The sequence below is a fragment of the Roseibium sp. MMSF_3544 genome (assembly GCF_030732845.1).
Classification (GTDB): domain Bacteria; phylum Pseudomonadota; class Alphaproteobacteria; order Rhizobiales; family Stappiaceae; genus Roseibium.
Map to the genome: position 1 here is coordinate 1 of NZ_JASHKA010000007.1, position 26,184 is coordinate 26,184.

The window sequence follows — 26,184 nt, forward strand, 5'->3', positions numbered from 1 at the left end:
GGTCTGCCAGGGGTGGGTGGTGCCGTAACTCGTGCGGTTGGGATTGTAATGCACTGTGGTATCGCATCCCGATCCCGGGTTGCCGCTTGAATCGACCATGCCGTTGTTATTGAAGCCGGTGACCTGGTTCCCGCCGCTGGTTTCAACAATCGTGATGGTCTTGCCGGAGCGATGCATATCGTTCAAGAGTTTTGCGCCTGACGGCGTCTGCGCGATCTTGGCAAGCGCCTGAACGGTCTTTTCCCTGAACTCTTCGGTGCCCTGGATCTGGATGGACGGGCCGACGTTGGTCGTGCCGACCGGGCCGGGTCCGGCACCCGCTCCTCCTCCAGCGCCGCCGCCACCTCCACCGCCGCCCTGAGTGCCGATAAGCACATTGGGCAGCCCCGTGACGATCGATCCGCCTTTCAAGGTCAGATCCGTCATTCGGGCGGCTGGCAGTTTCTCAACCAGGACCGTCCAGGCGCCAGTTATGATCGGATCGCCTCCGATTGGAGGCGGAGGACCCAGGCAAAGGCACAGGTCGGTAACGCGTGCCTGAGGCATCTTGCCGGTCCAAACGGTCCATGCGCCCTTCCAGACAATAGGAACTGGGAACCCGAAGGTCATCGGGCAGATATGGCTATCGAAAATAATCCGGGCTGCAGGAAATCTCATGGAAAAACCAGCTTTTCAAAAAATCTTGCGAAAAGTGTCTGCCGAGATGTGCTTTCAGTCAATGCCGCTGCGTCACACTTTGAGTGATTGCCCGGCTGCCGATGCTGTGCCCAAAAAGACCAGTTCGACGAGTTTCACTGGCGAAGCACGTCGATCGCCGAACCACCTTTGTCCAATGTCAGATTGAGCTGGCGGACAGTCCAGTTGCCGTTTTCCAGCGTCGAATAGGAAAAGGCTCTGGCGCTGCCAAGGTCACCTTCAACAGGAATGGAGAGTGATGCCTCTCCGGTGCCTCCGCCTGAATATGAAATGCTTCCCGCGACAAACCATCCGGCGACAATATTGTCACCAAGTTGTTCCGCGACGACGGGATTTGATTGAAGCTGTTCCATTGTCAATTGGTAGGCGTCAGATCCCTTGATTACGGACTGCACCAAGAAAACAATGCCAACCGTCAGAAGAAAGAAGAACCCGAGGACGACAAATCCGGCAATCGCCCATTTGCGTTGCGTGCTGCGAAAATGGTCCAGGTCACGCCAGGTACGGTTTCGCCAGGCCCAACGGCTGCCGCGCGCACCCAGAACGAAAATCATCACGATGTTCACAAGCGGAACAAACATCAGCAACGCAATGAAGACGCTGTTGCCGATGCCCCAAATCCAGTTCAGCAGAAATGCGCCCCAGTTCCAGCGATCAAATTCGGCAGGCAATTCAGCGGGGGTGTTCAAAGGTTCCTTGCTCAAAATTCTCTCCTTAAAAAACAAAAAAAGTCCGTCAAACCAATTCTTTGTTTGGACGTTCGGGAAAGCTCCAATCCGGCTCAAAAAACTTGAAACATCAGGCAACACAGGTTGCAGGAAATCTCATGGAAAATCCGGTCTTTTGAAAAATCTTGGGTCAAGTCTCCGCCGAGCCGTTTCTCCAGTCAATGCCGGTGCGTCACACGTTGCGCGATTGTTCTGAAAGGAATGTCACGGGAACCCAATCGGTGAGCCAGACATTGTTGTCCGTTCGGTAGAATGTGTACCCGTTCAGGGCCATTTCGCCGGACTTTACGAGCAAGACGACGGGTTTCCCGTGTCGCCGTCCAACCCTGGTGGCGGTTTCGCGATCCGCCGACAGATGAACATGATGCCGTTTCATCGGCTTCAGGCCTTCGCTCAGGATCGAAGGCAGAAACCGCTCGGCAGTTCCGTGAAAGAGACTTTCGGGAGGCGTTACCGGGATCAGCCCGAGCTCGATCTGGAGTGAGTGGCCTTGCCTTGCACGTATGGACCGGCCGTCGGCAGAGAGCTCGAACCGCTGCTTGTCATTTTCGGCAATGACCGCATGGAGGCGTTCGATATCGCACACAAGACCCTTTCGATGAAGCGCCTCAAGGAGGGCGCTCACATCGGTCCAGCCACTCTCGGTTAGTGTCAATCCGGCATCGTCCGGCCGGTGCCGGAGCCAGAAGGACATCTGTTTTGAAATTGTTTTGTCAGTACTCATTCTTGTCGTTCAATTTTTTTGCAATAGCGCCGTCCCGGCCTTGGGCCGGGACCTTCGGACCAAACCTTGAGCTGGCCCCGGCTCGGGGCCGGGGCGGCCAAAAGCGTGGTTTGAGGGCTCCGGCTCAAGGCCGGGCCGGCTGGTTGCAAAGGTCCTAGAAAATGAGAACGGCGCAGGGTGCCCCGCGCCGTTCAGTTTTAGTCCACACTGTCCTCGCGCAGCCTGACGAGGTCGTTCATCAGGCCTCCGGTTCCGTTGTGGACCGTCAGGCGGTCCACCTTGCCGGCGATCGACTCCAGCGCTTCCAGTTCCTTCAGCCGCAGCATGACCGGGTTATCGGCCATGACCTTGGCGGTGTTCAGAAGCGAACGGGTTGCGTTCGTTTCTTCACGGCGGCGGATCACGTTGGCTTCGGCTTCCTTTTCAGCCGTCACCACCTTGTTGAGGATCTCACGCATTTCGCCCGGCAGGATCACGTCCTTCAGAACGATATCGGAGACCTCGATCCCGATCGTGGCCATGTCGGCCTTGATCTTCGCCGTTGCTTCCGCATTGACCTCACCCTTTCGTTCAAGGATCTGGTCAAGCTTCAGTGCACCGAGCTGCTTGCGGAACACCATCTGCAGGGCCCGGTGCAGCGTGTCGGTGAAGTCCTTCACTTCCTGCGCCGCCTTGACCGGATCGACCACACGGAATTCCGCGGACAGGTTGATCCGGATGGTGACGCGGTCGAGGGTCAGGACCTCCTGACCGGTGACGTCAAGGCTCTGCCGCTTCAGGTCGATGAGCCGCTGGGTAACCGTGCGGCCTGCCTTCCAGAAAGCGTGAATACCGGCGTTCAGCGTCCGCTCAAGGACACCGTCAACGAAGAGCAGCGCAACGCTGCCTTCGGTGACCGGTACGATCACGAACTGCTGTGTCTGCTTGGCATCGCCAAGCCGGCGCATCAGCTTCTGGGAAAGCTGCGGTTCAGCCTGGGTGTCGACCAGTTCAGACGTCCACGGACCTGCGTCGGTCCAAAGGACAAGACGCTGGTCGGGAACCAGAACAGTGTAGACACGGCCGTCCCGTTCGACGACGGCGACCTCTCCGGGCTTCGTCCTGACGACAGTCAGGTGCTTTTCAGCCACGTCGGGAAGCTTATCGAAAAGCGCTTTCTCATAACCGGACCGGAACTCGGGGGTCGCCAGCGACTGACGCTCGATCACCAGTGTGCCGCGCCCAGTCTTAAGGCTGTGCTCACCCGGCCCGAGGATGCCCTGGAGCTTACCTTTAACGAGGTGAAGCGCCCTTTCGTTTTCGGAAACTATAACGCGGGTCCGCCCGCGGATTCTTTCGAGAAAAGTCGTCATTTCAATAGTCCTTCCATGGCTCTAAGGCACTTGGCTGTCCTTTCTTCAGGTTGATGTTCGGTTGGGGGTGAGTGGAATCCGGAGCGCTCTATTTTGAGCCCCCCGGGGTGAAAAACGTGATGTCGTGGTGCAATTTCTGACCGAAACCCCGTTCCCGTCTGCAGAATTGCTCCCGTTTTGATTTCAAGAGACCTGAAGAGAGCACGAGGGCTCCCGACGGGTTCCTGCCCAGAGGGCCTTGCGGCGGATTGGCGGGGCGCGCTCATTCGAAAACGGGCGGTACCGGCTAATGCGCGGCGCGGTCTTGACCAGGGACCGGGCGAGGGCGCCTGGCGTCGGCGGTCCGGTTTTTCCACCCGAAGGCGAAAAGAGCCGGCCTGCGTCTGCAAGCTCCCTTCAAATCCCAAATTTTAATCAGCGTTCAAAGCTGCTGGCTTAAGAGGCCAGTTCGGCTTGGCAGGCCGGTTTTGGAGTGGGAATCGAACCCACGACAGTCGAAGTGAAATCCGATGCTCTAACCAAACTGAGCTATCCGTGGAACACATGACAGGAGTCGAACCTGTGACCTTCGGGCAACATGCCCGATGCTCTACCTGCTGAGCTACACGCGCTGGCAACCGATACGACAGAGCAGCATCCGGACGTGAAGTCGGCAGGGCCGGATCACGCGGGCGGCAAAAAACAGCCTGACCGTTGACGTCTGCGCCAGTCTCCTGATCGGTGGCAGGGTGATACTGCAGATTGACCGTCAAGTTCAAGTGACAATTTCATGACGCAACAAAGTTGGTGCAAAAAGATCACTTTATGTTGCTAATTTGCAACTATGCGAATTCGTGGTGATTTGATGGGCGGTGAAACGCGCCCTGCCGGTCAACCGTCCGGAACACTTTGTAAACCAGCGCGCCTCGCGGCCCTTGCGCGAGACTTACGCGAAAGGCACACTCGCCGCCCAGTTGCAAATCAAGCCTCGCGAGATGTCATGCCGAACAAGCAGTCCCGCTTTCTGATCGACACTTATTTTGCCGCCTTCAACGCGGGCGACACCAAGAAGATGGAAAGCCTTGTCACCGAGGATCTGGTCCACGATGTCAACCAGGGAGAACGCCGGCACGGCAAGGACAAGTTCTGGTCCTTCAACGTGCACATGACCCGCTGCTACAAGGAGCGGCTGTCGGACATCGTACTCTTCGTCAATGAGGAAGGGACGCGCGCGGCAGCGGAGTTCATCGTCCACGGGACCTATATCGGCACCGACGAGGGCTTGCCGCCCGCGAACGGTCAGACCTACAAGTTGCCCGCAGGCAGCTTCTTCGAGATCCGCAACGGCCAGATCTCCCGCATTACCACCTACTACAATCTCCAGAACTGGATTGACCAGGTGAAGGGCGAAGGCGGTGACGAGGCGGTGGGCTGAGGCTGGCCTTGAGAACACAATTTTGAGCTGGAAACGCATCGCATGACGCCATCCTTCGAGACGACCCTTTCGGTTCTCCTCAGGATGAGGTTGGAGACTGTGGTAAAGCTGGTCGTTGCCTTTCCAGGCGAATGCAGCAAATGCTAGGGACCGATCCGGATCCCAGATTGGCTTTCGGCTTCGTCCCTTTGTCCGAATAGACCATTCCGTTCAGTTCAGGTCTTTCAACTTCAATCCAACCTACCTCATCCTGAGGAAGCGCAGAGCGCTGTCTCGAAGGATGGGCGGCTGGCTCCAGAGTTCGCGACCTATCTCTCGAGGCTTCGCGGCGCGTTGCGCCTCAAGCCAAGGGGTTCACCTAATGCGCCATGAAAACCGGAACAGGTGTGTCTCGGATGACGTCGGTGGTGACGCCGCCGATCAGGTCGTGGCTGAACTTGCTGTGTTCGTAGGCGCCCATGACGATCAGGCGCGCATCGGCTTCCTTTGCATGCGAAATGAGCGTGTTGGCTATGCTGCCCTGGCGTTTGACCGACTTGGCCTCGACGGTGATGCCGTGCCGCTCCATGTTGCGGACCATGCGCTCGGTCCCGCGCAGTTCATCGCCCACGGTCAGAAGGGTGACAGAGACCTTTTCAGACAGGATGTCCATGGCATCGCCGATGGCGCGGGCAGCGGAGCGCTTGCCGTCCCAGGCGACAACTGCTCTTTCGGCAAGACCGTCGGCCGTGTAACCGTCCGGCACGACCAGCACGGGCCTGCCGCTCCGCAGGGCGATCATGTCGGGATAGGCTGACATATGCGCCTCGTTGGCAAGGTTCGAATGCACACCCGTCACGACGAGATCGAACCCGCGCGCGAATTCGGACAGTGATCCATCCTTCTCGGTGATCAGATCAACAAATTCGAAGCTTCCTGCAAGACCTGCCTCCGACACCATGTTGGTGAAGCGTTCCTCGACTTCCTTGATTTGTTTGTTGTCAATTTCCATGAGGGTGGAAAGAAGTGACTGAGGTACCTGAAAACCGAACTTCTGTTCGATCAGAGCTCTGCCGTGACGCAACACTCCGGTGAGATGCGCATCGTGGTGTTTTGCGATCTTGATTGCATGTCTGAGTCCGCTGCCTCGCGCGGCTTCTCCGCTATAGGCGCACAATATTGATTTACAGGCCATCTGTTCTCTCCGGCAGCGGTATCAGGATCAGAAGGCGCACTATGCCCGACCCAATGCCGATGGCATTGCGGTCGATCAATTGGCGCTTTCCAATTGAAGGCCTACAGTTTCACGATACCCGTTTTCGGATCAAGCCTTTCGTTTCTGGCATCTTTTCCGGATTTTTCCCTGTGCTTCTCAACATTTACCAGCGGGCATGCAGCAGGCCATGACGGTTGCATTGTTCTTGCAGCAGTCATTCAGGAGATAGCGCATCAGGGCGCCGACTGTTTCAAAGTCGATCCGGTAGGTAATCTGACGTGCCGACCTGCTGGAGACGACAAGTCCCGCGTCGGACATGTTCGACAGATGAAAGGAAGCGCGTGATGGCGTCGCGTCGACCGCCAACGCGATGTCGCCTGCGGAAAGACCCTCGCTGCCAGCTTCCACCAGGCGTTTGAGGATGCGCAGGCGCGTTGCGCTGGAGATCGAGGAAAAGGCTGCAAGAGCGCCGGTTTCATTCATATTTCAAACTCTCTTGAAATGAGTGCTGGATTGTGCATTTAATATATTTCAAGATTATTTGAAATGAAAGGCTGCGCCGATGACACCTCTATCCCTGCTTGAAACCCTGCAAGCTTTGCCTTCCGATCTGCCTCTCGTGTTCCGGACGGAGGAGGGTGCAATCGGCGATGGCTATCATGTAACCGAGCTGAAACTGGCGCAGATCAGCAGCATTGACTGCGGCGGCAGGCTTGCCGCGTGGACCGAGGCTGCGTTGCAGCTCCTGGACGGGAACGGTGGAGGTCATATGCCGGTTGGCAAATTTGCTGCAATTCTCAACCAGAGCATTGCCAGGGTGAAAGGGCTCGGCGACTGTCCCGTGCATGTGGAATTTGCACACGGAAACAAGGGTATGCGTCTTTACGACATTGAACTGCCGGAGCTGCTGAGCGGGCAGGTCGAAGTCGCCCTCACCGAAACGCGCGCGAACTGCAAACCAGCTCTGGACTATGCGGCGGCAAACGAAGTCGCCCGCTGTTGCGGCTCAGGTGCGGCTGCCGCGTGTTGCGGTTGAAAGAGCCTCGGATCAGGTTTTTTCCCAGACTGGAGACCTGCCGATTTTCTCTAGCAGGAAATCTATGAAGACGCGCACTTTTGCGGTCAGCACGTTGGATTTCGGATAGACCAGCCACAGGACCGACTGGTCGTCCACCTCGTATTCGGGCAGGACGCGTACCAGTGACCCTTCCTGAAGTTCAGCGTGAATGTTCCAGAGCGAGTTCATGGAAATGCCCGCGCCCGCAAGGGTGGCGAGTTTCAGGGACCGGCCATCATCAGTGACGAGCCGGCATTGCGCGTCTCGCGGGTCGAATTGCGCAACTTCTCCGTCCTTGCCGACAAGTTGCCTCGGTGCCTTGCTTTGAAACGCGATCAGGTCATGGCCGTTGAGATCGGACGGTGATTGTGGCGTTCCGCGTCTGGCAAGGTAGACAGGTGACGCACACAGAATGCGCGTATCCCTGGCCAGCTTTCGCCCTTTGAGGCTGCTGTCCTCGATGGCGGAGTTTCGAAGAGCAAGATCGAAGCTCCCCTCGATCAGGTCGAAGCGGGTGTCGGATAGTTTCAGGTCGAGGCTGATGCCCGGATACCGGTCCAGAAACTCCGGCAGCAATGGGACAATGTAAAGCTGTGCGAAGGTGCTCGATGCGGCAAATCTGAGCGTACCGGTTGCCTGCGGACGGGTGAGGCCGAGTGCGGCGCGGGCAGCGTCTTCCTGTGCGAGCATTTCCCTTGCGAAGGGCAAAAACTCCTCGCCCTCCGTCGACAGGGAAACTTTACGCGTCGAGCGATGCAACAGGTCGGACCCAAGGCTTTGCTCAAGCTTGGCTAAGCGGCTGCTTGCCACGGCAGGAGGCATTCCCAGATCCCGTCCGGCGGCGCTGATGTTGAGCTTTTCAGCCGCCAGTACAAAGAGGCGCAAGCTGTCAGTGTCCATTTGATTATATCCAAAATCCGAATTTTGAACTCATGATTTGCGTATTTATATCGAATTTCAAGATTCTTATTTTGCGGTTCGACGCTGCGAAACACAGCGGCCCGGATCAGCAAAGAGGAACTTATGACATGGCATACTACTCGGTTCTTGCAGTTACCCCGACCACTGAGGACTGGATCGCAGACTATATCGCTCCGGCCAACAGGCTTGTCGCGCAGTACGGCGGCAAATACCTGGCGCGCACGTCGTCGCACGAACAGCTGGAAGGCAGCACAGACGAAGCCGCGCTTCGCATCGTGATTGAATGGCCGTCGCGCGAGGCTGCGGTCAACTTCATGAACGACGCCGAATACGGCCCGCATCTGAAAGCCCGGACCGCCGGGTCAAACAGCTTCCACTTCCTTATCGAAGGCAAGGACGATCTCGCCTGAACGGCTGAAGTTGACCAATGACCGTCCCGTGTGTTGCGGGACGGTTTTCGGATACCCGATTTAGCCGTGGAATGGCGACGGCGAGAGGATGAAATGCTAACGCGTGTGCAGACCCCTGGCTTCGAGCAGATCAATCGAGGCTACAATTCCGTATTTCAGCCGGGCCGGCTGACACTTGGTCTGGTGGTGCCGCTTGAGAATTACAGTTCAAGTGCCGTGCCGGAAATGCAGCGCCACCTGGAGCGCGTCCAGCTTGCCGAGCGCCTTGGCTTTTCGTCGGTCTGGCTGCGCGACGTGCCCTTCAATGTGCCGTCCTTTGGGGATGCAGGACAGATGTTCGACCCGTTCGTCTACCTTGGTTATCTCGCGGCCGGAACCCGGTCGATCGCGCTTGGTGTCGCCAGCATCATCCTGCCGCTCCGTCATCCGGCGCATGTGGCAAAGGCGGCAGCAAGCGCGGATGTGCTGTCCGGCGGCCGGTTGCTTCTGGGTGTTGCCTCGGGCGACCGGCCCGAGGAATATCCTGCTCTCAACATGTCCTTCGAGTACCGGGGCCCCCGTTTTCGCGACAGCTTCGATTACATCCGCCACATGGCCGAACAGCAGCCGGATTTCAAAAGCGGGCAGGGCGCACCGAGCGGCGGGATGGACATGCTGCCAAAGCCGATTGCGGGCAAGCTGCCGATGCTGATCACCGGTGGCAGCCAGCAGGACCCGGGCTGGATTGCTGCAAACGGTGATGGCTGGATGACGTATCCGCGCCAGGTGAGCTTCCAGGAGAAGGCCATTTCCGACTACAGGAGCAAAGTCCGGGCGGAAGGCTCTTTTGACAAGCCGGTAATGCAGCCTTTGTACATTGATCTGGCGGACACAGCCGATGCTCCGGTGCAGCCGATCCACCTGGGTTTTCGTTTGGGTATCAACGCTCTGCGCAGCTATCTGAAAGGGCTCGAGGCCATCGGTGTCAATCATGTTGCTCTGAATTTGCGGTTCAACCACGCAAATATCGAAACCACTCTGAACCGGCTCTCCGAAGAACTTCTGCCGGACTTTCAAGGACAGGAAAACCCGTGATGTCAAAGACAATATTGGTGACTGGTGCGACTGACGGTATCGGTCTTGAAACCGCAAAAGCACTGCATGACCAGGGACATTTTGTTCTGTTGCACGGCCGCAACGCCGGAAAACTTGAAAGCGCAAAAGCGGAGCTGCTGGCAACGCGTGCAAGCGGCGACGTGGAGACGTATCAAGCGGACTTTTCAAGGCTCGGCGATGTCGGCCGAATGGCTGAGGAGATCAAGTCCCGTCATTCAGGGCTTGATGTCCTGATCAACAATGCGGGGATACTGCGCGCTCCGAACGAGGTGACACAGGAAGGTCTCGACATTCGTTTTGTCGTCAATCTTCTGGCGCCGGTTTTGCTCACGCGCGAGTTGCTGCCGCTGATGGACGCCTCGGGCCGGGTGGTGAACCTGTCGTCTGCTGCGCAGGCTCCGGTCAACCTTCAGGCACTCGCAGGAAAGCTTCGTCTTTCCGCGATGGACGCTTATGCGCAAAGCAAACTGGCGCTGACCATGTGGTCGCGACATCTGTCAGCGGAATTGGGCGCGCAGGGACCGGTCGTTGTCGCGGTCAATCCGGGTTCACTGCTCGCCAGCAAAATGGTCAAGGAAGGCTTTGGCCTTGCCGGTAATGATCTCGGGATTGGCGTCGACATCCTGATGCGTGCCGCGCTGTCCGACGAATTCGCTTCCGCGCATGGCAAGTATTTCGATAACGACAGTGGCCGTTTCGCAAATCCGCATTCGGATGGGCTGGATGACGACAAGGTGAGCGCGCTGGTTCGAGCGGTGGATGAAATTGTGGGGTGAGCTGAACACCAAGGTGTCTGCTCACGCCCTGAACATTCCCAGATGCTCGAAATATGTGGCGACACTCGCCAGATCTTTGCTGCGATAGGCGACGTAACCGTCAGGTCTGAGAAGATAGATGCATGGTCTGTCTGCAGCAAAGTTGCGATGCATCTTTCCTTGCCCGTCGACAATCACGTCGTGGTCTGCAAAAGGACCGCTGGTCTGTTTTGTGCTCACGACGTAAGGCTTCAGCCAGGACGCGAAGCGTTTTGAGATATCCGCAGCTCTTTGAATGTCGGCTGCCGGAGCGTCGTTCGAAACACCACAAAAGAGAAGCAGCCTGAACTGGTCGTCTGCAGGCAGTTTGAACAAGCTCGTGGCTTCGTTGTTGACAGCAAGGCCCTCCGCGTCGGGTGCCCGCGTTCCAGGCGCAGGACCGCCCCCGAAGTCATCGTCGAGCGACAGGCTGAGCGGGCTTGCACCGTAGTCGAGATCGAGTTCCTGTAAATGGCGGGCGGCGTCTTTTTTCGCTGCCTCCGGCGTGAACAGGTTGGCGACAAACGTGTCCCGCTCCTCCTTAGACAGGTTCGCGTAGCTCTCCATCATGTTCGTGATTTTCCGAGTCGTTTCCACGACTTCGTTGGCGACAATCCGGCGTTCACTTTCATAGCTGTCCAAGAGGTCGGCGGAAGCTTTCTGCTTCGCGACGAGCGCCAGTTTCCAGGCCAGATTGTGTGTATCCTGGATGCCGGTGTTCATACCCTGGCCAGCGAGCAGGCTGTGAACATGCGCAGCATCACCTGCAAGGAAGACCCTGTCCTCACGGTAGTGCGGTACAAGCCGGTAGCTGATCCTGAAAAATCCCAGCCAATGCGGATCGTGCAAACGAAGGGTAGGCCCGCTCCTTTCGGTGACAATGGCCTGGAGCTCCTCCAAGGACGCTGCGCCCCCGGTTTCAGCATCCTTATTCAGGGTTGCGACAATGAAATGCCTGTTGCCCGGGAGCCGCGTGAACACATAGAGTTCGCCGCTGTCGTGAAAAAAGATGTGTCCCTTGTCTGCTTCCAGATCGTCGTCGCCATCGATCAAGACGTCTCCAAGGATGTAGGGAATGCCGTCGGCTTCGCCGGGAAAGTCCAGGCCGACGAAGTGGCGGACTGAGCTGTGCGCACCATCGCAGGCGATCACCCATTGAAAACGGCCGGTTTCCTGCCCAGCGCCGTCACGCTGGAGGGTGACGGTGACGCCGTCTTCATCCTGTGACAAGGCGGTGAGGGACACGTTGCGCTCCACTTCGACGCCCAGGCTGTTCAGATGGGTTTCCAAAGTGGCCTCGGTATGCGCCTGCGATTGCGACATGCCGAAGGGAAACGGTGAGTCCACCGGCGCATGGGGGCTTTCGCCGAAGCGGGCACCGTCGCGATAAAAGGCAAGGCCGATTTCGGGAACAGACCCCACCGTTGCTTTTTCGTCGAGCCCGAGGCCCTGGAAGATTTCCAGCGTGCGCGAATGAATAAGGTTTGCCCTGACATGGGGATCAATTCCGGGCGATTTGTCGATGCACCTCGTGGGTACACCGCGCCTTGCCAGTTCGGCAGCCATCATCAGGCCAGTGGTTCTTCCGCCGACAACCAATACCGTGTCCATGGTGTCTCCTCCCAGCGTCATTAGACCCTTTCTCGGTCAGATTGGAAACATCCTGCTTGGCGGAGGGGTGATCCTAACCGCGCGCCCCGAAGAAGGGACCTGCCTAAGGCCAGTCTGAAAATTCACGCTTCAGCTCCGAGATGTCCTGGCTGTCCGGTCTTGAAACGATGGCGCGGTAAGCCCCTGGCGACATGTCGGTGCGGCGTTTGAAAAAGTGGCTGAAGCGGGTGGCGTCGGCAAAGCCGAGGTCCGCGGCTATCTTCTTGAGCGGCGCACCCGATTTCTCCAGCCGGGCTTTTGCCTCAGCGGTCAGGCGCTCATGGACAAGTTCCGCAGGGCTGCGCCCGGTCTCCCGCTTGCAGATCCTGTTGAGCCTGTCGTAGTCGATGTTCAGTTCTTCCGCGTATCTCGCAACCTTCCAATGGTCGCGGTAATGCAGTTCCACCAAATGCCGGAATCGGCTCAAAAGGCCTGTTGGCTCACCGGACTTTTGCCCCGGATCAGGCTGGTGAATGCGAAGCGCGATAATCAGTAGCAGTCGCAGATATGCCGCAAGCGACATGGGCGACTGCCGTTCGGCATCCTCCAGCTCGGCGCCAAACCAATCCATCAATGTCTGGACCTGCTGGAGCACCGGTCCATCCTGGAGCCTCACTTCGAAAGACTGCTCGACAAGCATGCGCAAATGGACCGATTCCGCGCGCGCTCCGATCGCATCGAGAACGCTTGTATCGCTCAGGCCAAGGATGGTGGCGCGCGCTCCTGCATTCAGATGAAGGATCGGGCGCTCGAGCGGCGGCCAATAGCACAGTGCCGGACCCGACAGTTGCTGCTCGACACCCTCAATGCCGAGTTCACCCTGTTCCAGAAACAAGAGCGTTGAATTTGTCTCCGGAATGCGAAGCCTCAGCGACCGTTTGTGAAGGGCTTCCCGTTCGGTCTGTGCGCTCGCGTAATCGTTTTTCATTCAGTTTTCCAAAAATCTAACAACAAATGCCCAGAAATGAGCATTTAATGTATTTTGTCGCAATCGATAATAGAGAGCAAGGGAGGCCGGGCAAGACCCGGAAACGAAATGGCAGTCACCAGTCAAGCGCCAGTTTCTGAGAATGAACCGGTCATCGAACGTGTGAGCCCGGTAAGCAGACGTGTCGTGAGCATCGAACGCGCACACGACAAATCGACATGCCTGAACTTCGCCGCGAGGGCGGCGTCGGCGTTCCCCGGCTGGTCCGCAAAACGAGCTTCGGAACGGGCGAAATATCTCATCGAAGCTGCCGATGTTCTTGAAAGACGACGCGAGGACTTTTCTTCGGCAATGATCGATGAAATCGGCGCGCCGCAGGACTGGTGCCACGAGAATGTCAGGTTTGCGGCTGACATGCTGCGTCAGGTCGCAACCTATGCCGATGAAACAGAACGGGTCGAGGCGGTCCATGAAGACCGCGGCGTCGTCAGCAAAGCAACCCGGGTTCCCTGTGGTGTCTGCCTTGGTATTTCTCCTTGGAACGCACCGCTGATCCTCGGTATTCGGTCGGTCGCTGCGCCGCTCCTCTGCGGCAACACGGTTCTGCTGAAGGGCAGCGAATTCGCGCCCCGCGTCTTCCGGCTTCTAGGGGAGGTGTTGCAGGCATCTGGCATACCTGAAGACGTTGCGCGGGTCATTCTGACCCGAGCCGAAGACAGCGAAGAGATCGTCGAAGCTCTGATAGCCTCGCCGGTCGTCCGCCGCGTGAATTTTACCGGTTCGACCCGCGTAGGGCGGCTGGTGGCGGAATTGTGCGCGAAGCATCTGAAGCGGCCTTTGCTGGAGCTTGGCGGGCAGTCGACGATGCTTGTCCTGGACGATGCAGATGTCGAACTGGCCGCGGCCGCGGCACTCAAGGGGGCCTATCTCAACCAGGGCCAGATCTGCATGTCGACAGAGCGGCTGATCGTCGACGATGCGGTTGCCGATCAGCTTGTCGAGCGGATCGAAGCGGGGCGGAAAAACCTTCGGCATGGCGATCCAAACATCGCGGAGACGAAGGTCGGCCCTGTGATCAGCCTTGCGGCCGCCGAAAGACTGTCCGGTCTCATCAGCGATGCTGTTTCAAAAGGCGCTCATCTGGTTGGCGGTGGCCGTGTCAGAGACTGTTACCTGGAGCCGACGCTTCTGGACGGTGTCGAACCGGACATGCGGATCTATCGGGAGGAACTGTTCGGTCCGGTCCTGTCGGTCACGCGGGTTGCAAATGACCTTGAAGCCGTGACGGTCGCTAACGACGGCGAGTACGGCCTCGCGAGTGCTGTTTTCAGTTCGGATCGAGACCGCGCGGAAGCCGTAGCGAGCCAGGTGCATAGCGGCATTTGCCACATCAACCGCTGCACGGTCGACGACAATCCCCATGCGCCCTTCGGAGGCGTCAAATCCAGCGGGTACGGCCGGTTCGGCGGCCGCTGGGCCATTCATGAATTCACGGAACTGCGCTGGATCTCCAGCGCTGCAGCAGACGGATAAACGTCTGCTTGCGGAAAACGGGAGGAAACCAAATGACCTTAGAGATCAAACGCCGCTCACTTGTTATGGGCGCAGGTGCTGCGGTCGGATTGTCCATGCTGCTGACAACCACCGCGCTTGCCGCCGAACCGATCAAGATTGGCGTTGTCTCGCATCTGACCGGGCCATTGGCCGGCGGTGAAGCTGTCACCCACACGCCGAACATCGAGCTCTGGGCCAAACAGGTGAACGATCGCGGAGGACTGAAGGTCGACGGTGGCCAGCGGCCGGTTGAGATCATCACCTATGACGACAAGACCGATCCCGCCGAACACATCAAGGCAGTGCAGCGTCTTGCGACCCAGGACAAGGTCGATTTCATGCTCTCGCCCTACGGCACAGGGTTCAATATTGCTGCCGCGCCGATCTACGCGAAATATGAGTATCCGCTGATCGCAGTGAGCGCGATCACCGACAAGATCCCGGAGCTTTCCAAGCGTTTCCCGAACATGTTCTTCACGCTCGGCACGACGACAGGCTTTGTTGAAGGTGTTCGCGATACGCTGGTCAAGATGCGCGACGACGGCACCATCGGCAACAAGATCGCCATGGTGAACGTGGCCGATGCGTTCGGTATCGAACTTGCGGACAAGGCGCGTCCAATTCTCTCCGAGGCGGGTTTCGAGATCGTCTACGACAAGTCCTACCCGCTCGGCACACCAGACATTTCACCAGTGGTAAAGGGCGCCAAGGCTGCAGAACCGGACGCTTTCGTCGCCTGGTCCTATCCTCCCGACACGTTCGCCCTGACGGAACAGGCGATCATTGAAGGTCTCGACGTGAGAGCGTTCTATACCGCTGTTGCCACATGCTTCCCGGCTTATGCGGATAAATTCGGCTCGAAGATTGAGGGCAACCTCGGCGCCGGCGGCGTGAACCCCGACACACCCGCAATGCAGGAGTACCGCAAGGCGCATAAGGAGGTGACGGGCAAGGAAGCCGATTACTGGGCGTCTGCGACTTACTACGCCAGTCTGCAGATCCTCGAACAGGCGATCGAGAATGTCGGCACAATCGATCGCGCTGCGACCGTCGACTACATCAAGAACAACAGCTTCGACACGGTGATCGGGACTGTTTCCTTCGACGACAACAACAACTCGGAGAGATACTGGTCGGTCGGCCAGTGGCGCGACGGCGTCTTCCGGGCCGTGGCTGACACGGGAATGGGCGACTCGGTTCCGGCAGTTGCAAAGGAAGGCTGGAACTAAGGCCTTCCTGTCTACCCGCCCGGTGCCCTGATGCCGGGCGGCTCCTCAATCTTCAGGCAGATATTCAAATGGACATCCTCATTTCGGGACTGCTCCTGGGCGGGACCTATGCCCTCATGGCTATGGGGCTCAATCTTCAATACGGCGTTGCGCGCATCATGAATCTTGCCAATGGCGAGATGCTGGTTCTCGGCGGTCTGGCGGCCTTCTGGCTGTTCACTACCGCTGCCGTCAGTCCACTTCTGACGGCCTTCGTCGTCGCGCCACTGGCCTTCGCAGGCAACTGGCTGATCTACCGCTACCTTTTGCTGCCGCTTGTCAGGCGCGCAAAGTCAACGGGACAGCTGGAAGTCGACTCGATCCTGGCGACATTCGGTATGAGCTTTGCGCTGGTTGGCATTATGGTTTCGATCCACGGCGAGTATTTCACCTATTCTTACCTGGCCGATCCCTTCTCGATCCTCGGCAGCACGGTTGCCCTCAACAGGTTTATCGCCTTTCTGGCGGCGGCCGCTATCGGCTTTGCACTCTACTACTGGCTCAACCACACCTATGCGGGCACGGCTGTGCGTGCTGTCTCCGTGAGCACGGAGGCTGCGGGGCTTGTGGGCATCAATGTCGACAAAGTCTCGGCGATGGCGTTTGCACTCGGGGGCGCAGTGACGGCGGTCGGCGGTACGCTGATTTCCACCTTCATCACATTGGATGCATCCGTTGGTGTGATTTTCACCATGAAGGCGCTGATCATCATGATCATGGGAGGTGTCGGTGACATCCGCGGTGCGGTGATTGCGGCGCTGATCCTTGGCCTTGTGGAGACCGCGGTTGCGACAATCATCGATCCCGGCCTGACGCTTGCATCCGCCTATGTCATCTTTCTCGCGGTGCTGCTGTTCCGGCCGCAGGGACTGTTCGGGAGGCGGTCCTCATGACGTCGGCTGAAACGGGTAAACTGGCACTCGGCGCCGTCTGCGTTCTGGCTGCTGCGTCGGCCCCCTTCTTTTCCGACGGCTACTGGCTGTCGATCGCGACAACGGCAATGATGTACATTGCCCTGTCCACGAGCTGGGCACTCTTTTCCGGACCGACCCACCTGATTGCGCTGTCGACAGGTGCCTTCTTCGGGATCGGCGGTTATCTGGTCGGGTCCGGCATGAGCGACTATGACCAGGGCTTCTGGACAATGGCGCTGATCGCGCCCTTGGTTGCGACGGTCCTGGCTTTGCTGATCGGTCTGGCGACACTGCGGTTGAAGGGCGTTTACTTCGTCATCTTCACGCTCGGCCTGTCTGAGATGATCCGCAACCTCGTCTCGTGGGTTCAGAACAATTTCCTCGGCTCGCGCGGTCTTTATGTTCTGACCGATTTCACGGAAGCTCATATCTACTGGATGCTTCTGACCGTCGCGGCGGTGGTTTTCTTCTCCGGCTGGTGGGTCAACCGGTCACGGCTCGGTTTCGCGCTGCGGATCATCGGAAACGACGAGGAAGTCGCCAGGCATGTCGGCATCAATACGGCGTGGTCGAAGGTCATCCTGTTCATGACGACAGGCTTCTTTGCAGCCCTGGTCGGAGCGATTGTCGCACCGCGTTACTCTTACATTGAACCCAATGTCGTCTTTTCACCGCAGCTCAGTTTCCTGGTCGTGATCATGGCGCTTCTTGGCGGTGTGCACCGTCTTTGGGGGCCGTTGCTTGGCGTGATCCCGTTCACCCTCATCTGGGAAGCCATCACCATCTCGTTTCCGGCCTCGACCACACTCTTCCTCGGCCTGACCTTCTTGCTGATCGTCTATCTCATTCCGAACGGATTCGTGGGTGCATTTGAAACCGTCACCGGGAGGATCCGCAAATGACACCGGGTGACACGATCCTGAAAGTAAATGATCTCACCAAGCGGTTTGGCGGATTGGTGGCGGTCAACGGGCTCTCCTTCGACGTGCAGGAACACGAGGTGATGGGCATCATCGGGCCGAACGGTTCGGGCAAGTCGACGACCATGAATCTGATCTCCGGGGCGTTGAAGGCAACCAGCGGATCAATTGTTCTGGAGGGGCACGACCTGACGCCGCTGCCGCCGCACAAGATTGCCCGTTTCGGCGTTGCCCGGACGTTTCAGCTTGTCCGTATTCTGCCGCAGCTGACCGTGATCGAAAACGTTGTTGCCGGCGCGGCGTTTGCCCATAAACCGCGATGGGGCGCGGAAGCGGAATCCTTTGCTGCGGCACTCCTTGACCGGCTTGAATTGGGAGACAAGAAGGACCTCGGTATCGGGTCGCTGACTTACATCGACCAGAAGCGGCTTGAGCTTGCCAGAGCACTTGCGGCGGAGCCGGAAATCCTGCTGCTCGATGAATGGCTCGCCGGCCTGAACCCCAGCGAGCTTCAGATCGGTATCGAGCTGATCGCAAATCTGCGCAGGGAAGGCCGCACCATCATCCTCGTTGAGCATGTGATGGACGCAATCCGTTCCCTCTGCGACCGCTGCATCGTGATGAACTCGGGGGTGAAGATCGCCGAAGGCACGCCCGCAGACGTCCTTTCAGACCCGGATGTCATCCGGGCTTACCTGGGAGACGACTGATGCTGACAATTTCCAATCTGACGGTTTCTTACGGCCTGCATCGGGCCCTCGGCGACGTTTCCCTCAACGTTTCCGCGGGTGAGATCGTTGTCATGCTCGGCGCAAACGGAGCCGGGAAAAGCACCTTGTTGCGCAGCGTTGCCGGCATTTGTGAAGGCCAGACCGGTGGCCGCATCGACCTCAGCGGCAAGGATATCCTGACTCGCAAATCGGATGAGATCGTGGAGGCCGGGATCGCGTTTGTACCCGAAGGCAGGGGCATATTCGGCGATCTGACCGTTTGGGAGAACCTGATGCTGGGCGCCTATTCGGAAAGGGGCAGGCGCGGCAAGACGAAGAATCTGGACTGGGTCCTGGAACTCTTCCCCAAGCTCAAGGAGCGCAAGAGCCAGCTGGCACGGACGATGTCGGGCGGTGAGCAGCAGATGGTGGCAATCGGCCGGGCGATGATGGCAAATCCGGAAATCCTGATGCTGGACGAACCGTCCCTGGGACTGTCACCACTCCTGTGCAAGGAGCTGTTCGAAAACCTGTCGCATATCCGGGAGACAGGCATGGGCGTGCTCCTGGTCGAACAGAACGCCAAGCAAAGTCTGGCCATCGCCGACCGAGGATACCTGATCGAAAACGGAGAGATCACCGGCGAGAACACCGCAGCAGCGATGTTGACCGATCCCGCCGTGCAGGCGGCCTATCTGGGTGGTGGTGCTGGTTCAGAAAACCGATCTCAAGGAGGCGAAGATGGTTGAAGGCAAGAAGATCATTGTCACCGGTGCAGCATCGGGCATCGGCGAAGAGACTGCCAGACAGTTGAAAGCCGGGGGTGCCGAGGTCATCGCCGTTGACCGCGACGAGCCACGCGTCGATGTCGATGCGTTTCACAAGGTGGACCTGACGGATGAAGCAGCCGTCGATGCATTGATCGAGACCCTGAAGCCGGTCAACGCCGACGGCCTTGCCAATATTGCGGGCGTACCGCCGACAGCACCGCCCGAAGTGGTCGTAACCGCCAATCTCGTCGCGTTGAAAAAGCTGACGCTTGGCCTTGTGCAACACCTTGCCGACAACGCTTCCATCGTGAACCTCGCCTCGCTCGCGGGTATAGGCTGGGAAGGCGCGGTCGACCGGATCAAGGCCGCAGACGAGCTGAGCTATGCCGGTGTTTCGGAATTCTGTGACGCGAACAACATCACGCCGGACAATAGCTATTTCTTCACGAAACAGGCGCTGGTTGCCTGGACGCATGAATTGCGCTGGGTGTGGCGCGACCGCGGTATTCGAATGAACGCCGTCAGTCCCGGCCCGGTCAACACTCCGATCCTGAAAGACTTCCTGGAGACGCTCGGCGAGCGCGCGGAGGAGGACATGAAAATCATGGACCGTCCCGGAACGCCCGCCGATATCGCGCCGGTGGTGGTGTTTCTGCTCGGTAACGGGTCTGTCTGGCTGCGCGGGGCCAACATCGCAGCCGACGGCGGCATGCGCGCCCATATCGACGCCACATCCAACGGGCTCACCTGAGCCAAGACATGAAGAGATCAAAATGAAAATTTCCATGCTGATTGGTGGCGCCGACGTTTCCGCGCGCGAAAACCGAACCTTCGAACGGCACGATCCTGTGACCGGGGACGTCGCAACCATTGCTCCGGCAGCTTCAGTCGAAGACGCAAGGACGGCCGCCGGGGCAGCCGGCAAAGCCTATCCGGAGTGGTCGGCGACCGCTCCAGCCCTGCGACGCAGTCTGCTGCTCAAGGCGGCCGACGCACTGGATGCTATGGCTCCGGAAATTACCAGTACCGCGACCGCAGAAACGGGCGCGACGGCACCCTGGATCGGCTTCAACTGCATGCTCGGTGCGGGCATGTTGCGCGAGGCGGCGTCGATGACAACTCAGATCACCGGTGAGGTCATCCCTGCCAACAAGCCCGGCACATTGGCAATGGCGCAGCGAAAACCGCTTGGTGTCTGTCTCGGCATCGCCCCGTGGAATGCTCCGGTCATTCTTGGCGTGCGTGCCATCGCGATGGCGATCGCCTGCGGGAACACCGCGATCCTGAAAGCATCGGAACTGTGCCCGGCGACCCATCTTGCAATCGGCGAAGCCTTCCGCCGCGCCGGGTTTCCCGATGGCGTTCTGAACGTCGTCACCAATGCCCCGGAAGATGCCGCCGATGTGGTTTCGGCACTGATCAGTGCGCCGGAGGTCAGGCACATCAATTTCACGGGCTCGACGTCCGTCGGCCGGATTATTGCCCAGAAGGCGGCAACACATCTCAAGCCTGTTCTTTTGGAACTGGGTGGAAAGGCACCCATGGTCGTTCTGGACGATGCCGATCTGGACGGCGCTGTGAATGGTGCCGCCTTTGGCGCCTTCATGAACCAGGGCCAGATCTGCATGTCGACGGAACGGATCATTGTCCACCAGGGCATAGCCGAAAAGTTCGTTGAAGCCCTGGCGGCGAAAGCGGCAGCGCTTCCCGCAGGCAATCCGCGTGAAAAGGTGGTGCTCGGGTCTCTCGTGACGCGGGAAGCTGCCGAAAAAATGGACGCGCTCATGGAGGATGCGACTGCCAAGGGCGGCCATGTCGTCGCCGGCGGCAAACGAGACGGCGCCATTGTGGAGGCGACGCTGATCGACAACGTCACGCCGGACATGCGCATCTACGCCGAAGAGAGCTTCGGTCCGGTGAAATCGATCATCCGGGTTGCAGACGATGACGAGGCAATACGTGTAGCCAACGACACCGAGTATGGGCTCTCCGCCGCTGTCTACAGCTCTGACATCCAGCGGGCACGTTACGTCGCTGACCGGATCGAAAGCGGCATCTGCCACATCAACGGTCCGACCGTCGGAGACGAAGCCCAGATGCCGTTTGGCGGCGTAAAGGACTCCGGTTACGGCCGCTTCGGCGGCAGGGCAGGCGTCGACTCGTTCACCTCGATCCGCTGGGTCACGATTGAAGACCCGCACCAGCACTATCCGTTCTAATTCAGCACAGAAGGGATTTCCCATGAGCGATCTTGAGCAGAACAAGCAGAACGTTACCGCGTTTTATGAAATGATGTTCAACGACTGCCGCCCACGTGAAGCCATCGAGACCTATGCCGGCGCGGACTACATTCAGCACAATCCGCATGTCGGCGACGGCAAGGAGGCTTTCATTGCCTATTTCGAAGAAATGGCAGCCGGGTATCCGGGCAAGAGGGTCGTGATCAAACGGGCATTTGCGGAGGGCAATCACGTTGTCCTGCACTGCCACCAGATCTGGCCGGAAGGCCTGGAATACGCCGGTATCGACATCTTCCGGCTGGACGAGAACGGCAAGATTGTCGAACACTGGGACGTACTCCAGGAACTGCCCGCCACCAGCAAGAACGACAACGGCATGTTCTGAAGGTGCAGATACGGGGTGGGGGTTACACGAAGGCACCGATGAGAGGCCAGTGGGCGACCGTCAATCGTCTCAGCGCCGGTTGTATGGCTGCTTCCTCGTAGACGCGCCAGACGCAACTTCGGAGGTCATGTGTTGATCTCGGAAAGATATCGTTCCGCGTCAAGAGCGGCCATACAGCCCATGCCCGCGCTTGTTACAGCTTGCCGATAGACACTGTCGGTCAGGTCGCCTGCTGCAAAGACACCGGGAACCGATGTTTCGGTGCCGTTCCCCGTCAGTTTCACATAACCGCTGTCCAATAACTCTATGGAGTTTTTGAACAATTCTGTCGCCGGTGAGTGTCCGATCGCGACAAACACGCCCTGGCAATCCAGTGCACGCACCTTTTGGGTGGTCGCGTCCCTGACTTTCACCCCGGTCACACCGAGAGGTGTCTCCTGACCGGTCACTTCTTCAAGGGTGTGGTTCCAGAGAACGTTAATTTTCCCGTTCTTGAACAGCCGGTCCTGAAGAACCTTTTCCGCCCGGAGCTTGTCGCGCCGGTGGATCAAGGTCACCCTGGATGCAAAGTTCGTCAGAAATAAAGCCTCTTCAACTGCTGTGTTCCCGCCTCCGACAACCACGACATCCTGTCCGCGAAAAAAGAAACCGTCGCAGGTGGCACATGCTGATACGCCAAAGCCCTTGAATTTCTCCTCTGAGGGAAGTCCAAGCCAATTTGCCGTCGCACCTGTCGACAGAATGACCGCATCGGCGCTCAGGCTGAGGCCGCCTTCGGACTGTGCCGTAAAAGGGCGGGTGGACAAATCAAGGCGGGTTATGTGGTCAGTTACCACTTCACAACCCGTTTCCTTGCAGTGGGCCTCCATCCGGACCATCAGGTCAGGCCCCTGGACGGAGGTATCTCCTGGCCAATTTTCCACATCTGTCGTGGTTGCAAGTTGACCACCGGATTCGTGACCCTGAACCAAGATTGGCTCCAACATCGCACGGCTTGCATAAATGCCAGCCGTGTATCCTGCCGGGCCGGATCCAATGATCAGCAGCTTTGTGTGTTTGACGCTCGTCATGACCGCATACGCCTCTCAAATCGCGTTGTTGATTTGCCTTCGCTGGGCATGGCTTTCACGGAACCTGAAAACGCATGGTGGGGCTAATACATCGCAAGCCAGGGCAGGGCCCACAAAACGCACAGCACAAGCACCTGGATGCAGACGAAAGGAAGATAGGACCGGAAGATCTTCTCCAGTTTTATATGCGGCGGGGTTACTGTTTTCATATAAAAAGCCGCAGTTCCCAGAGGCGGTGTCATGTATCCGATCTGGCAGGCGATCGCGAACATGACGCCGAACCAGATCAGGTCATAGCCGAGGCCCGAGGCGATCGGCGCAAACACCGGAACGGTCAGAAGGGCGATCGAGGTGCCGTCCATGAAAAGGCCGAGAAGACACCAGATAACTAAAATGGAGCCCATGAGGACGGCCCGTGAAAGGTCGGAATCGAGATAGAGCTTCTCGATGAACGTCGTTCCGCCGAGAAAATTGTAGACGCCAATCAGGGAAATTGCTCCAAAGACGAGCCAAAGCACGATCCCGGAAGTTTCGATCGTCTGCATCGACGCCTTGCGGAGCGTTTCAAAGTTGAGCCGCCCACGCAGCGCCGTGACCACGATCATTGCTGCGGCCCCAAGCGCGGCTGCCTCGGTAACGGCGGCAATACCCAGATAAATGCTTCCGAGCACTCCGCCGCCGACGAGCAGTGGCGGCACAAGGCGGAAAAGGATGGAGAGGACCTCTCCACGGGAAGGGCGTTCGCGGCCTGTGGGAGGTCCGAGTTTGGGATTAATTGTGCAGCGTCCCATGATGTAAAGGATATAGAGAGATCCTAGCAGCAGGCCCGGGACGACGGCTGCCTTGAAGAGATCTCCAACCGCGACATTGGCAATGAGGCCAAAGAAGATGAGATTGATGCTTGGCGGGATCATTGTGCCCAACGAGCCGCCGGCGCCTATTGTTCCGATCGCGAGGTTCTCATCATAGCCGTGCCGCAGCAATTGGGGCAGGGCCAGCATTCCCAAAAGCATGATCTCACCGCCAATGACGCCGGTCATCGAAGCGAGAATGACCGCGACGATCATCGTCATGACCGCCAATCCGCCCGGCATCGCCCCTCCAAGAAGACTCATTCCATTGAACAGGTCATCGGCAATGCCGCTTTTTTCCATGAGCGTTGCCATGAAAATGAAGAATGGCAACGACACCAGAACATAGGTGTTGATGAAGCTGAAAATACGTCCTGACATCAGCACCAGAAGCTGCAAATTGTCCGGATCGAAGAGGAACACCGTGGCAACGATGCCGGTGGCAACCCCGATCGGTACGCCGATCAACATCAGCACAATCACCGACCCAAACAGCAGTATGGAGATCAGCTCAATGGGCATCGTGGCCACTCCGCCCGTTTCTTTGCGCCGACAGTGTTCGCTTGAACTCCAGAATTGCCTGCGCCAGGAACAAAAGGCAGGCTAACGCAAAGATCACCCGAAGAGCTGCCGGAATGGGCACGTCCCAGGTTCCGGGAAATGTTTCCGGCCGCCATTCGCCGCCCCGGAACCGGTAAGTCGCCTCATAGGCCTGGATTGAAGCAGCGTAGGCGAGCGTCAGCCCCCAGAGCACCGTAAGAGCCGAGCTGAGCAGGTCTGCCAACCTGCAGCCGGCTGGAGGCAACCTGTCATACAAAAACGTGACCCGGATCAGCTTCCGCTGTTGCAGGACATAGGGCCCTGCCAGAACAAATGATATGGCCGCAAATGAAACCGCGGTATTGAAGACCCAGTTCGTCGGGGCATTGAAAACATACCGGGCGAGGACCTCGTAGGCCGACACAAGAATTGCGGGCACGATCATCAGCGCGGCAATCTTTCCGGCACCAAGAGACAATCGATCAATCAGGGTCAGATCCACGATTTTCAGCTCCAAATCGCCGATAGTTCACTGTGGAGCGCGAGGCACGTTATGAAGGCGCCCCGCGCGTAGAAACTGTTGCCGGAAGGGGCGTTACAGCAAGTTCAGCTTTTCCATGCAGGCAATGTGAAGATCATAGGCTTTTTGCGCGCTGCCGCTGTCTGATGCGTATTCCTTGACAGCTTCCGCAGCGAGTGCGCGGAACTTCTGTCTGTCTTCGACGGACCAGTCGTGAACGGTGACGCCAAGATCCTGCATGCCGCCGAGTGCTTCCTGGTCTTCAAGGAAAGTGACCTGGGCCAGATCGGTTGCAAACTGGTTTGCAGCAACCTCAACGATCGCCTTCAAATCGTCATCCAATGCGTCCCATTTTTTGGAGCTGAACGAGATTTCAAAAGCAGGCATCGAGGTTATGCTTGGATAAATAGTGTGCTTGGCGAACTCGTGCAGTCCAGCCTGCAGATTTGTGCCGAGTGTGCTGTAATCCGTCGCATCCACCAGTCCTGAACTCAGTGCTTCAAAGACCTCGCTGCCAGGCAAGGTCACGACACTCACGCCCGCGGCAGAAAACACAGACCCAACGACGCCGCCAGGTGCCCGCATTTTTATGCCTTCCATGGCGCCAATTCCCGGCAGCGGGATATTTGATGGGATCGCTTCAGGTTGCCAGAAGGCGGTGCCAACCAGATGAGCGCCATATTCGCCGTACAGCTCGCCCAGCATTTCCTTGCCGCCACACTGATCGTAAAACATTTTGAACTGATCAGGAGTTTCGTAACCCGCCATGAAATGACCCAGGACGGCAAAGGCCTTGTCCTGGCCGGCAAAATAGCCAACGGACGCAAAGTGACCGTCCAACAGGCCCTTGCCAATCGCATCGAGCGTCTCGCTGGCGTCGACCACCGCTCCATCAGGCAGAATTTCAATCGTAAGCCGGCCCCCTGACATCAGGCCGACATTTTCAGCGAACTTCTCCAGCTGCTGGTTCGCGGACGAGCCGGCGGAGACCACGGACTGAATCCGCAAGTTTTCTGCACTGGCGGTGGATACTGCACCCAGTATCAGGATGGCGCTGCAGGCACTTACTAGAACAGTTTTCATTTTGATTCTTCCCCTCTTCGGAAAAGGCCGGGCCCCTCCTGACCCTCCTTTTGAAACGCAAAAGCGTCACAAGATGAATTCTTGATTATCATATTGCATGCAATAGTCAATCTTTGAAAGATAAGTTTGACTCTGCCCTTTATAATTCGTGAATTTTTCACTTTTGTACAAGGTGTATTGTAATAAGCTTTTCATAAGCGTCTGACAAAATTGACTTTTTAAATGAAAGAATTAACTGGAAATGGCAATCACCCGACGGCATTTGAATGTAAGAGAGTCGATTTACAAATTTAAACAATATATTCTGAAAACAATATAAACTATTGTTTTTAATGTTTTTTAAAAACTTGTAAAAAAAACAATAGCTGATATATTCGCCTCCGAATTTGGTTCAG

General features: G+C 57.7%; 27 protein-coding genes and 2 tRNA genes. 14 read left to right on the top strand and 15 right to left on the bottom strand.

The annotated features are described in order from the left end of the window. The 6 genes from RBB47_RS11550 to RBB47_RS11575 form a co-directional block, all read right to left on the bottom strand. The coding region (locus RBB47_RS11550) for a M91 family zinc metallopeptidase (RefSeq protein ID WP_305985954.1) at positions 1-657 on the bottom strand (657 nt) is incomplete at its 3' end. A gap of 134 nt (positions 658-791) precedes the next feature. After that, positions 792-1,400 carry a cytochrome c oxidase assembly factor Coa1 family protein gene (locus RBB47_RS11555; protein WP_305985955.1) on the bottom strand — a complete coding sequence of 203 codons (609 nt, stop codon included), beginning with the start codon at positions 1,398-1,400 and terminating at the stop codon, positions 792-794. Positions 1,401-1,596: 196 nt separating this feature from the next. Next, the gene (locus tag RBB47_RS11560) at positions 1,597-2,148 is read right to left on the bottom strand and encodes an RNA 2'-phosphotransferase (RefSeq protein WP_305985956.1); all 552 of its coding nucleotides are present in this window, start codon (positions 2,146-2,148) and stop codon (positions 1,597-1,599) included. A 197-nt stretch (positions 2,149-2,345) separates the two neighbouring features. Further along, entirely contained in the window at positions 2,346-3,500 is a 1,155-nt protein-coding gene (locus RBB47_RS11565; protein WP_305985957.1) for a slipin family protein, read from the bottom strand. Between the two features lie 468 nt (positions 3,501-3,968). Beyond that, positions 3,969-4,034, bottom strand: a tRNA-OTHER gene (locus RBB47_RS11570). A gap of 1 nt (position 4,035) precedes the next feature. Further along, a tRNA-Thr gene (locus RBB47_RS11575) sits at positions 4,036-4,111 on the bottom strand. A gap of 368 nt (positions 4,112-4,479) precedes the next feature. Here RBB47_RS11575 and RBB47_RS11580 point away from each other — a divergent pair. Further along, complete coding sequence (locus RBB47_RS11580) at positions 4,480-4,914, top strand: ketosteroid isomerase-related protein (protein ID WP_305985958.1); 435 nt, start codon at positions 4,480-4,482, stop codon at positions 4,912-4,914. A gap of 358 nt (positions 4,915-5,272) precedes the next feature. Here RBB47_RS11580 and RBB47_RS11585 read toward each other — a convergent pair whose 3' ends face one another. After that, positions 5,273-6,088 carry a universal stress protein gene (locus tag RBB47_RS11585; RefSeq protein WP_305985959.1) on the bottom strand — a complete coding sequence of 272 codons (816 nt, stop codon included), beginning with the start codon at positions 6,086-6,088 and terminating at the stop codon, positions 5,273-5,275. A 177-nt stretch (positions 6,089-6,265) separates the two neighbouring features. Continuing rightward, positions 6,266-6,592 carry a helix-turn-helix transcriptional regulator gene (locus tag RBB47_RS11590; RefSeq protein WP_305985960.1) on the bottom strand — a complete coding sequence of 109 codons (327 nt, stop codon included), beginning with the start codon at positions 6,590-6,592 and terminating at the stop codon, positions 6,266-6,268. Between the two features lie 79 nt (positions 6,593-6,671). Between RBB47_RS11590 and RBB47_RS11595 the strand changes: the two genes are divergently transcribed. Next, positions 6,672-7,145, top strand: coding sequence for a DUF6428 family protein (locus RBB47_RS11595; protein ID WP_305985961.1), 474 nt, complete (start codon positions 6,672-6,674; stop codon positions 7,143-7,145). Between the two features lie 12 nt (positions 7,146-7,157). Here RBB47_RS11595 and RBB47_RS11600 read toward each other — a convergent pair whose 3' ends face one another. After that, entirely contained in the window at positions 7,158-8,066 is a 909-nt protein-coding gene (locus RBB47_RS11600; protein ID WP_305985962.1) for a LysR family transcriptional regulator, read from the bottom strand. A gap of 128 nt (positions 8,067-8,194) precedes the next feature. On the opposite strand from RBB47_RS11600, the gene RBB47_RS11605 reads away from it, so the two are divergent. The 3 genes from RBB47_RS11605 (at position 8,195) to RBB47_RS11615 (ending at position 10,368) form a co-directional block, all read left to right on the top strand. Further along, entirely contained in the window at positions 8,195-8,497 is a 303-nt protein-coding gene (locus RBB47_RS11605; RefSeq protein ID WP_305985963.1) for a DUF1330 domain-containing protein, read from the top strand. A gap of 93 nt (positions 8,498-8,590) precedes the next feature. Then, positions 8,591-9,571 (top strand): LLM class oxidoreductase, encoded by a 981-nt coding sequence (locus tag RBB47_RS11610; protein WP_305985964.1) that lies wholly within the window; start codon positions 8,591-8,593, stop codon positions 9,569-9,571. Further along, entirely contained in the window at positions 9,571-10,368 is a 798-nt protein-coding gene (locus RBB47_RS11615; protein ID WP_305985965.1) for an SDR family NAD(P)-dependent oxidoreductase, read from the top strand. The genes RBB47_RS11610 and RBB47_RS11615 overlap by 1 nt, the downstream gene beginning before the upstream one ends. A 21-nt stretch (positions 10,369-10,389) precedes the next feature. On the opposite strand, the gene RBB47_RS11620 is transcribed toward RBB47_RS11615, so the two are convergent. Then, positions 10,390-11,997 carry an FAD-dependent monooxygenase gene (locus RBB47_RS11620; protein WP_305985966.1) on the bottom strand — a complete coding sequence of 536 codons (1,608 nt, stop codon included), beginning with the start codon at positions 11,995-11,997 and terminating at the stop codon, positions 10,390-10,392. Positions 11,998-12,100: 103 nt separating this feature from the next. Next, entirely contained in the window at positions 12,101-12,964 is an 864-nt protein-coding gene (locus tag RBB47_RS11625; protein WP_305985967.1) for a helix-turn-helix domain-containing protein, read from the bottom strand. A gap of 108 nt (positions 12,965-13,072) precedes the next feature. On the opposite strand from RBB47_RS11625, the gene RBB47_RS11630 reads away from it, so the two are divergent. The 9 genes from RBB47_RS11630 to RBB47_RS11670 all read left to right on the top strand — a co-directional run bounded on the left by RBB47_RS11630 (position 13,073) and on the right by RBB47_RS11670 (position 21,725). Next, positions 13,073-14,497 (top strand): aldehyde dehydrogenase family protein, encoded by a 1,425-nt coding sequence (locus tag RBB47_RS11630; protein ID WP_305985968.1) that lies wholly within the window; start codon positions 13,073-13,075, stop codon positions 14,495-14,497. A gap of 32 nt (positions 14,498-14,529) precedes the next feature. Beyond that, complete coding sequence (locus RBB47_RS11635) at positions 14,530-15,747, top strand: amino acid ABC transporter substrate-binding protein (RefSeq protein ID WP_305985969.1); 1,218 nt, start codon at positions 14,530-14,532, stop codon at positions 15,745-15,747. A gap of 68 nt (positions 15,748-15,815) precedes the next feature. Then, a complete protein-coding gene (locus RBB47_RS11640) occupies positions 15,816-16,679 on the top strand; it encodes a branched-chain amino acid ABC transporter permease (RefSeq protein ID WP_305985970.1) in 864 nt (287 codons plus the stop codon). Continuing rightward, positions 16,676-17,602 (top strand): branched-chain amino acid ABC transporter permease, encoded by a 927-nt coding sequence (locus RBB47_RS11645; protein WP_305985971.1) that lies wholly within the window; start codon positions 16,676-16,678, stop codon positions 17,600-17,602. The genes RBB47_RS11640 and RBB47_RS11645 overlap by 4 nt, the downstream gene beginning before the upstream one ends. Further along, the gene (locus tag RBB47_RS11650) at positions 17,599-18,330 is read left to right on the top strand and encodes an ABC transporter ATP-binding protein (RefSeq protein ID WP_305985972.1); all 732 of its coding nucleotides are present in this window, start codon (positions 17,599-17,601) and stop codon (positions 18,328-18,330) included. The genes RBB47_RS11645 and RBB47_RS11650 overlap by 4 nt, the downstream gene beginning before the upstream one ends. Next, positions 18,330-19,079 (top strand): ABC transporter ATP-binding protein, encoded by a 750-nt coding sequence (locus RBB47_RS11655; RefSeq protein WP_305985973.1) that lies wholly within the window; start codon positions 18,330-18,332, stop codon positions 19,077-19,079. The genes RBB47_RS11650 and RBB47_RS11655 overlap by 1 nt, the downstream gene beginning before the upstream one ends. Further along, complete coding sequence (locus RBB47_RS11660; RefSeq protein WP_305985974.1) at positions 19,072-19,851, top strand: coniferyl-alcohol dehydrogenase; 780 nt, start codon at positions 19,072-19,074, stop codon at positions 19,849-19,851. Before RBB47_RS11655 ends, RBB47_RS11660 begins: the two co-directional genes overlap by 8 nt. A 22-nt stretch (positions 19,852-19,873) precedes the next feature. Continuing rightward, positions 19,874-21,319 carry an aldehyde dehydrogenase gene (locus tag RBB47_RS11665; RefSeq protein WP_305985975.1) on the top strand — a complete coding sequence of 482 codons (1,446 nt, stop codon included), beginning with the start codon at positions 19,874-19,876 and terminating at the stop codon, positions 21,317-21,319. A 22-nt stretch (positions 21,320-21,341) separates the two neighbouring features. Beyond that, positions 21,342-21,725 carry a nuclear transport factor 2 family protein gene (locus RBB47_RS11670; protein ID WP_305985976.1) on the top strand — a complete coding sequence of 128 codons (384 nt, stop codon included), beginning with the start codon at positions 21,342-21,344 and terminating at the stop codon, positions 21,723-21,725. A gap of 125 nt (positions 21,726-21,850) precedes the next feature. On the opposite strand, the gene trxB is transcribed toward RBB47_RS11670, so the two are convergent. From trxB to dctP, 4 genes are all read right to left on the bottom strand, one after another. After that, complete coding sequence (gene trxB, locus RBB47_RS11675) at positions 21,851-22,795, bottom strand: thioredoxin-disulfide reductase (protein ID WP_305985977.1); 945 nt, start codon at positions 22,793-22,795, stop codon at positions 21,851-21,853. A gap of 83 nt (positions 22,796-22,878) precedes the next feature. Continuing rightward, positions 22,879-24,168 (bottom strand): TRAP transporter large permease subunit, encoded by a 1,290-nt coding sequence (locus tag RBB47_RS11680; protein WP_305985978.1) that lies wholly within the window; start codon positions 24,166-24,168, stop codon positions 22,879-22,881. Continuing rightward, complete coding sequence (locus RBB47_RS11685; protein ID WP_305985979.1) at positions 24,158-24,688, bottom strand: TRAP transporter small permease subunit; 531 nt, start codon at positions 24,686-24,688, stop codon at positions 24,158-24,160. The genes RBB47_RS11680 and RBB47_RS11685 overlap by 11 nt, the downstream gene beginning before the upstream one ends. Positions 24,689-24,781: 93 nt before the next feature. Beyond that, positions 24,782-25,789: a TRAP transporter substrate-binding protein DctP gene (gene dctP, locus RBB47_RS11690; protein WP_305985980.1), complete on the bottom strand. Its 1,008-nt coding sequence runs from the start codon at positions 25,787-25,789 to the stop codon at positions 24,782-24,784. Positions 25,790-26,184: the final 395 nt, after the last annotated feature.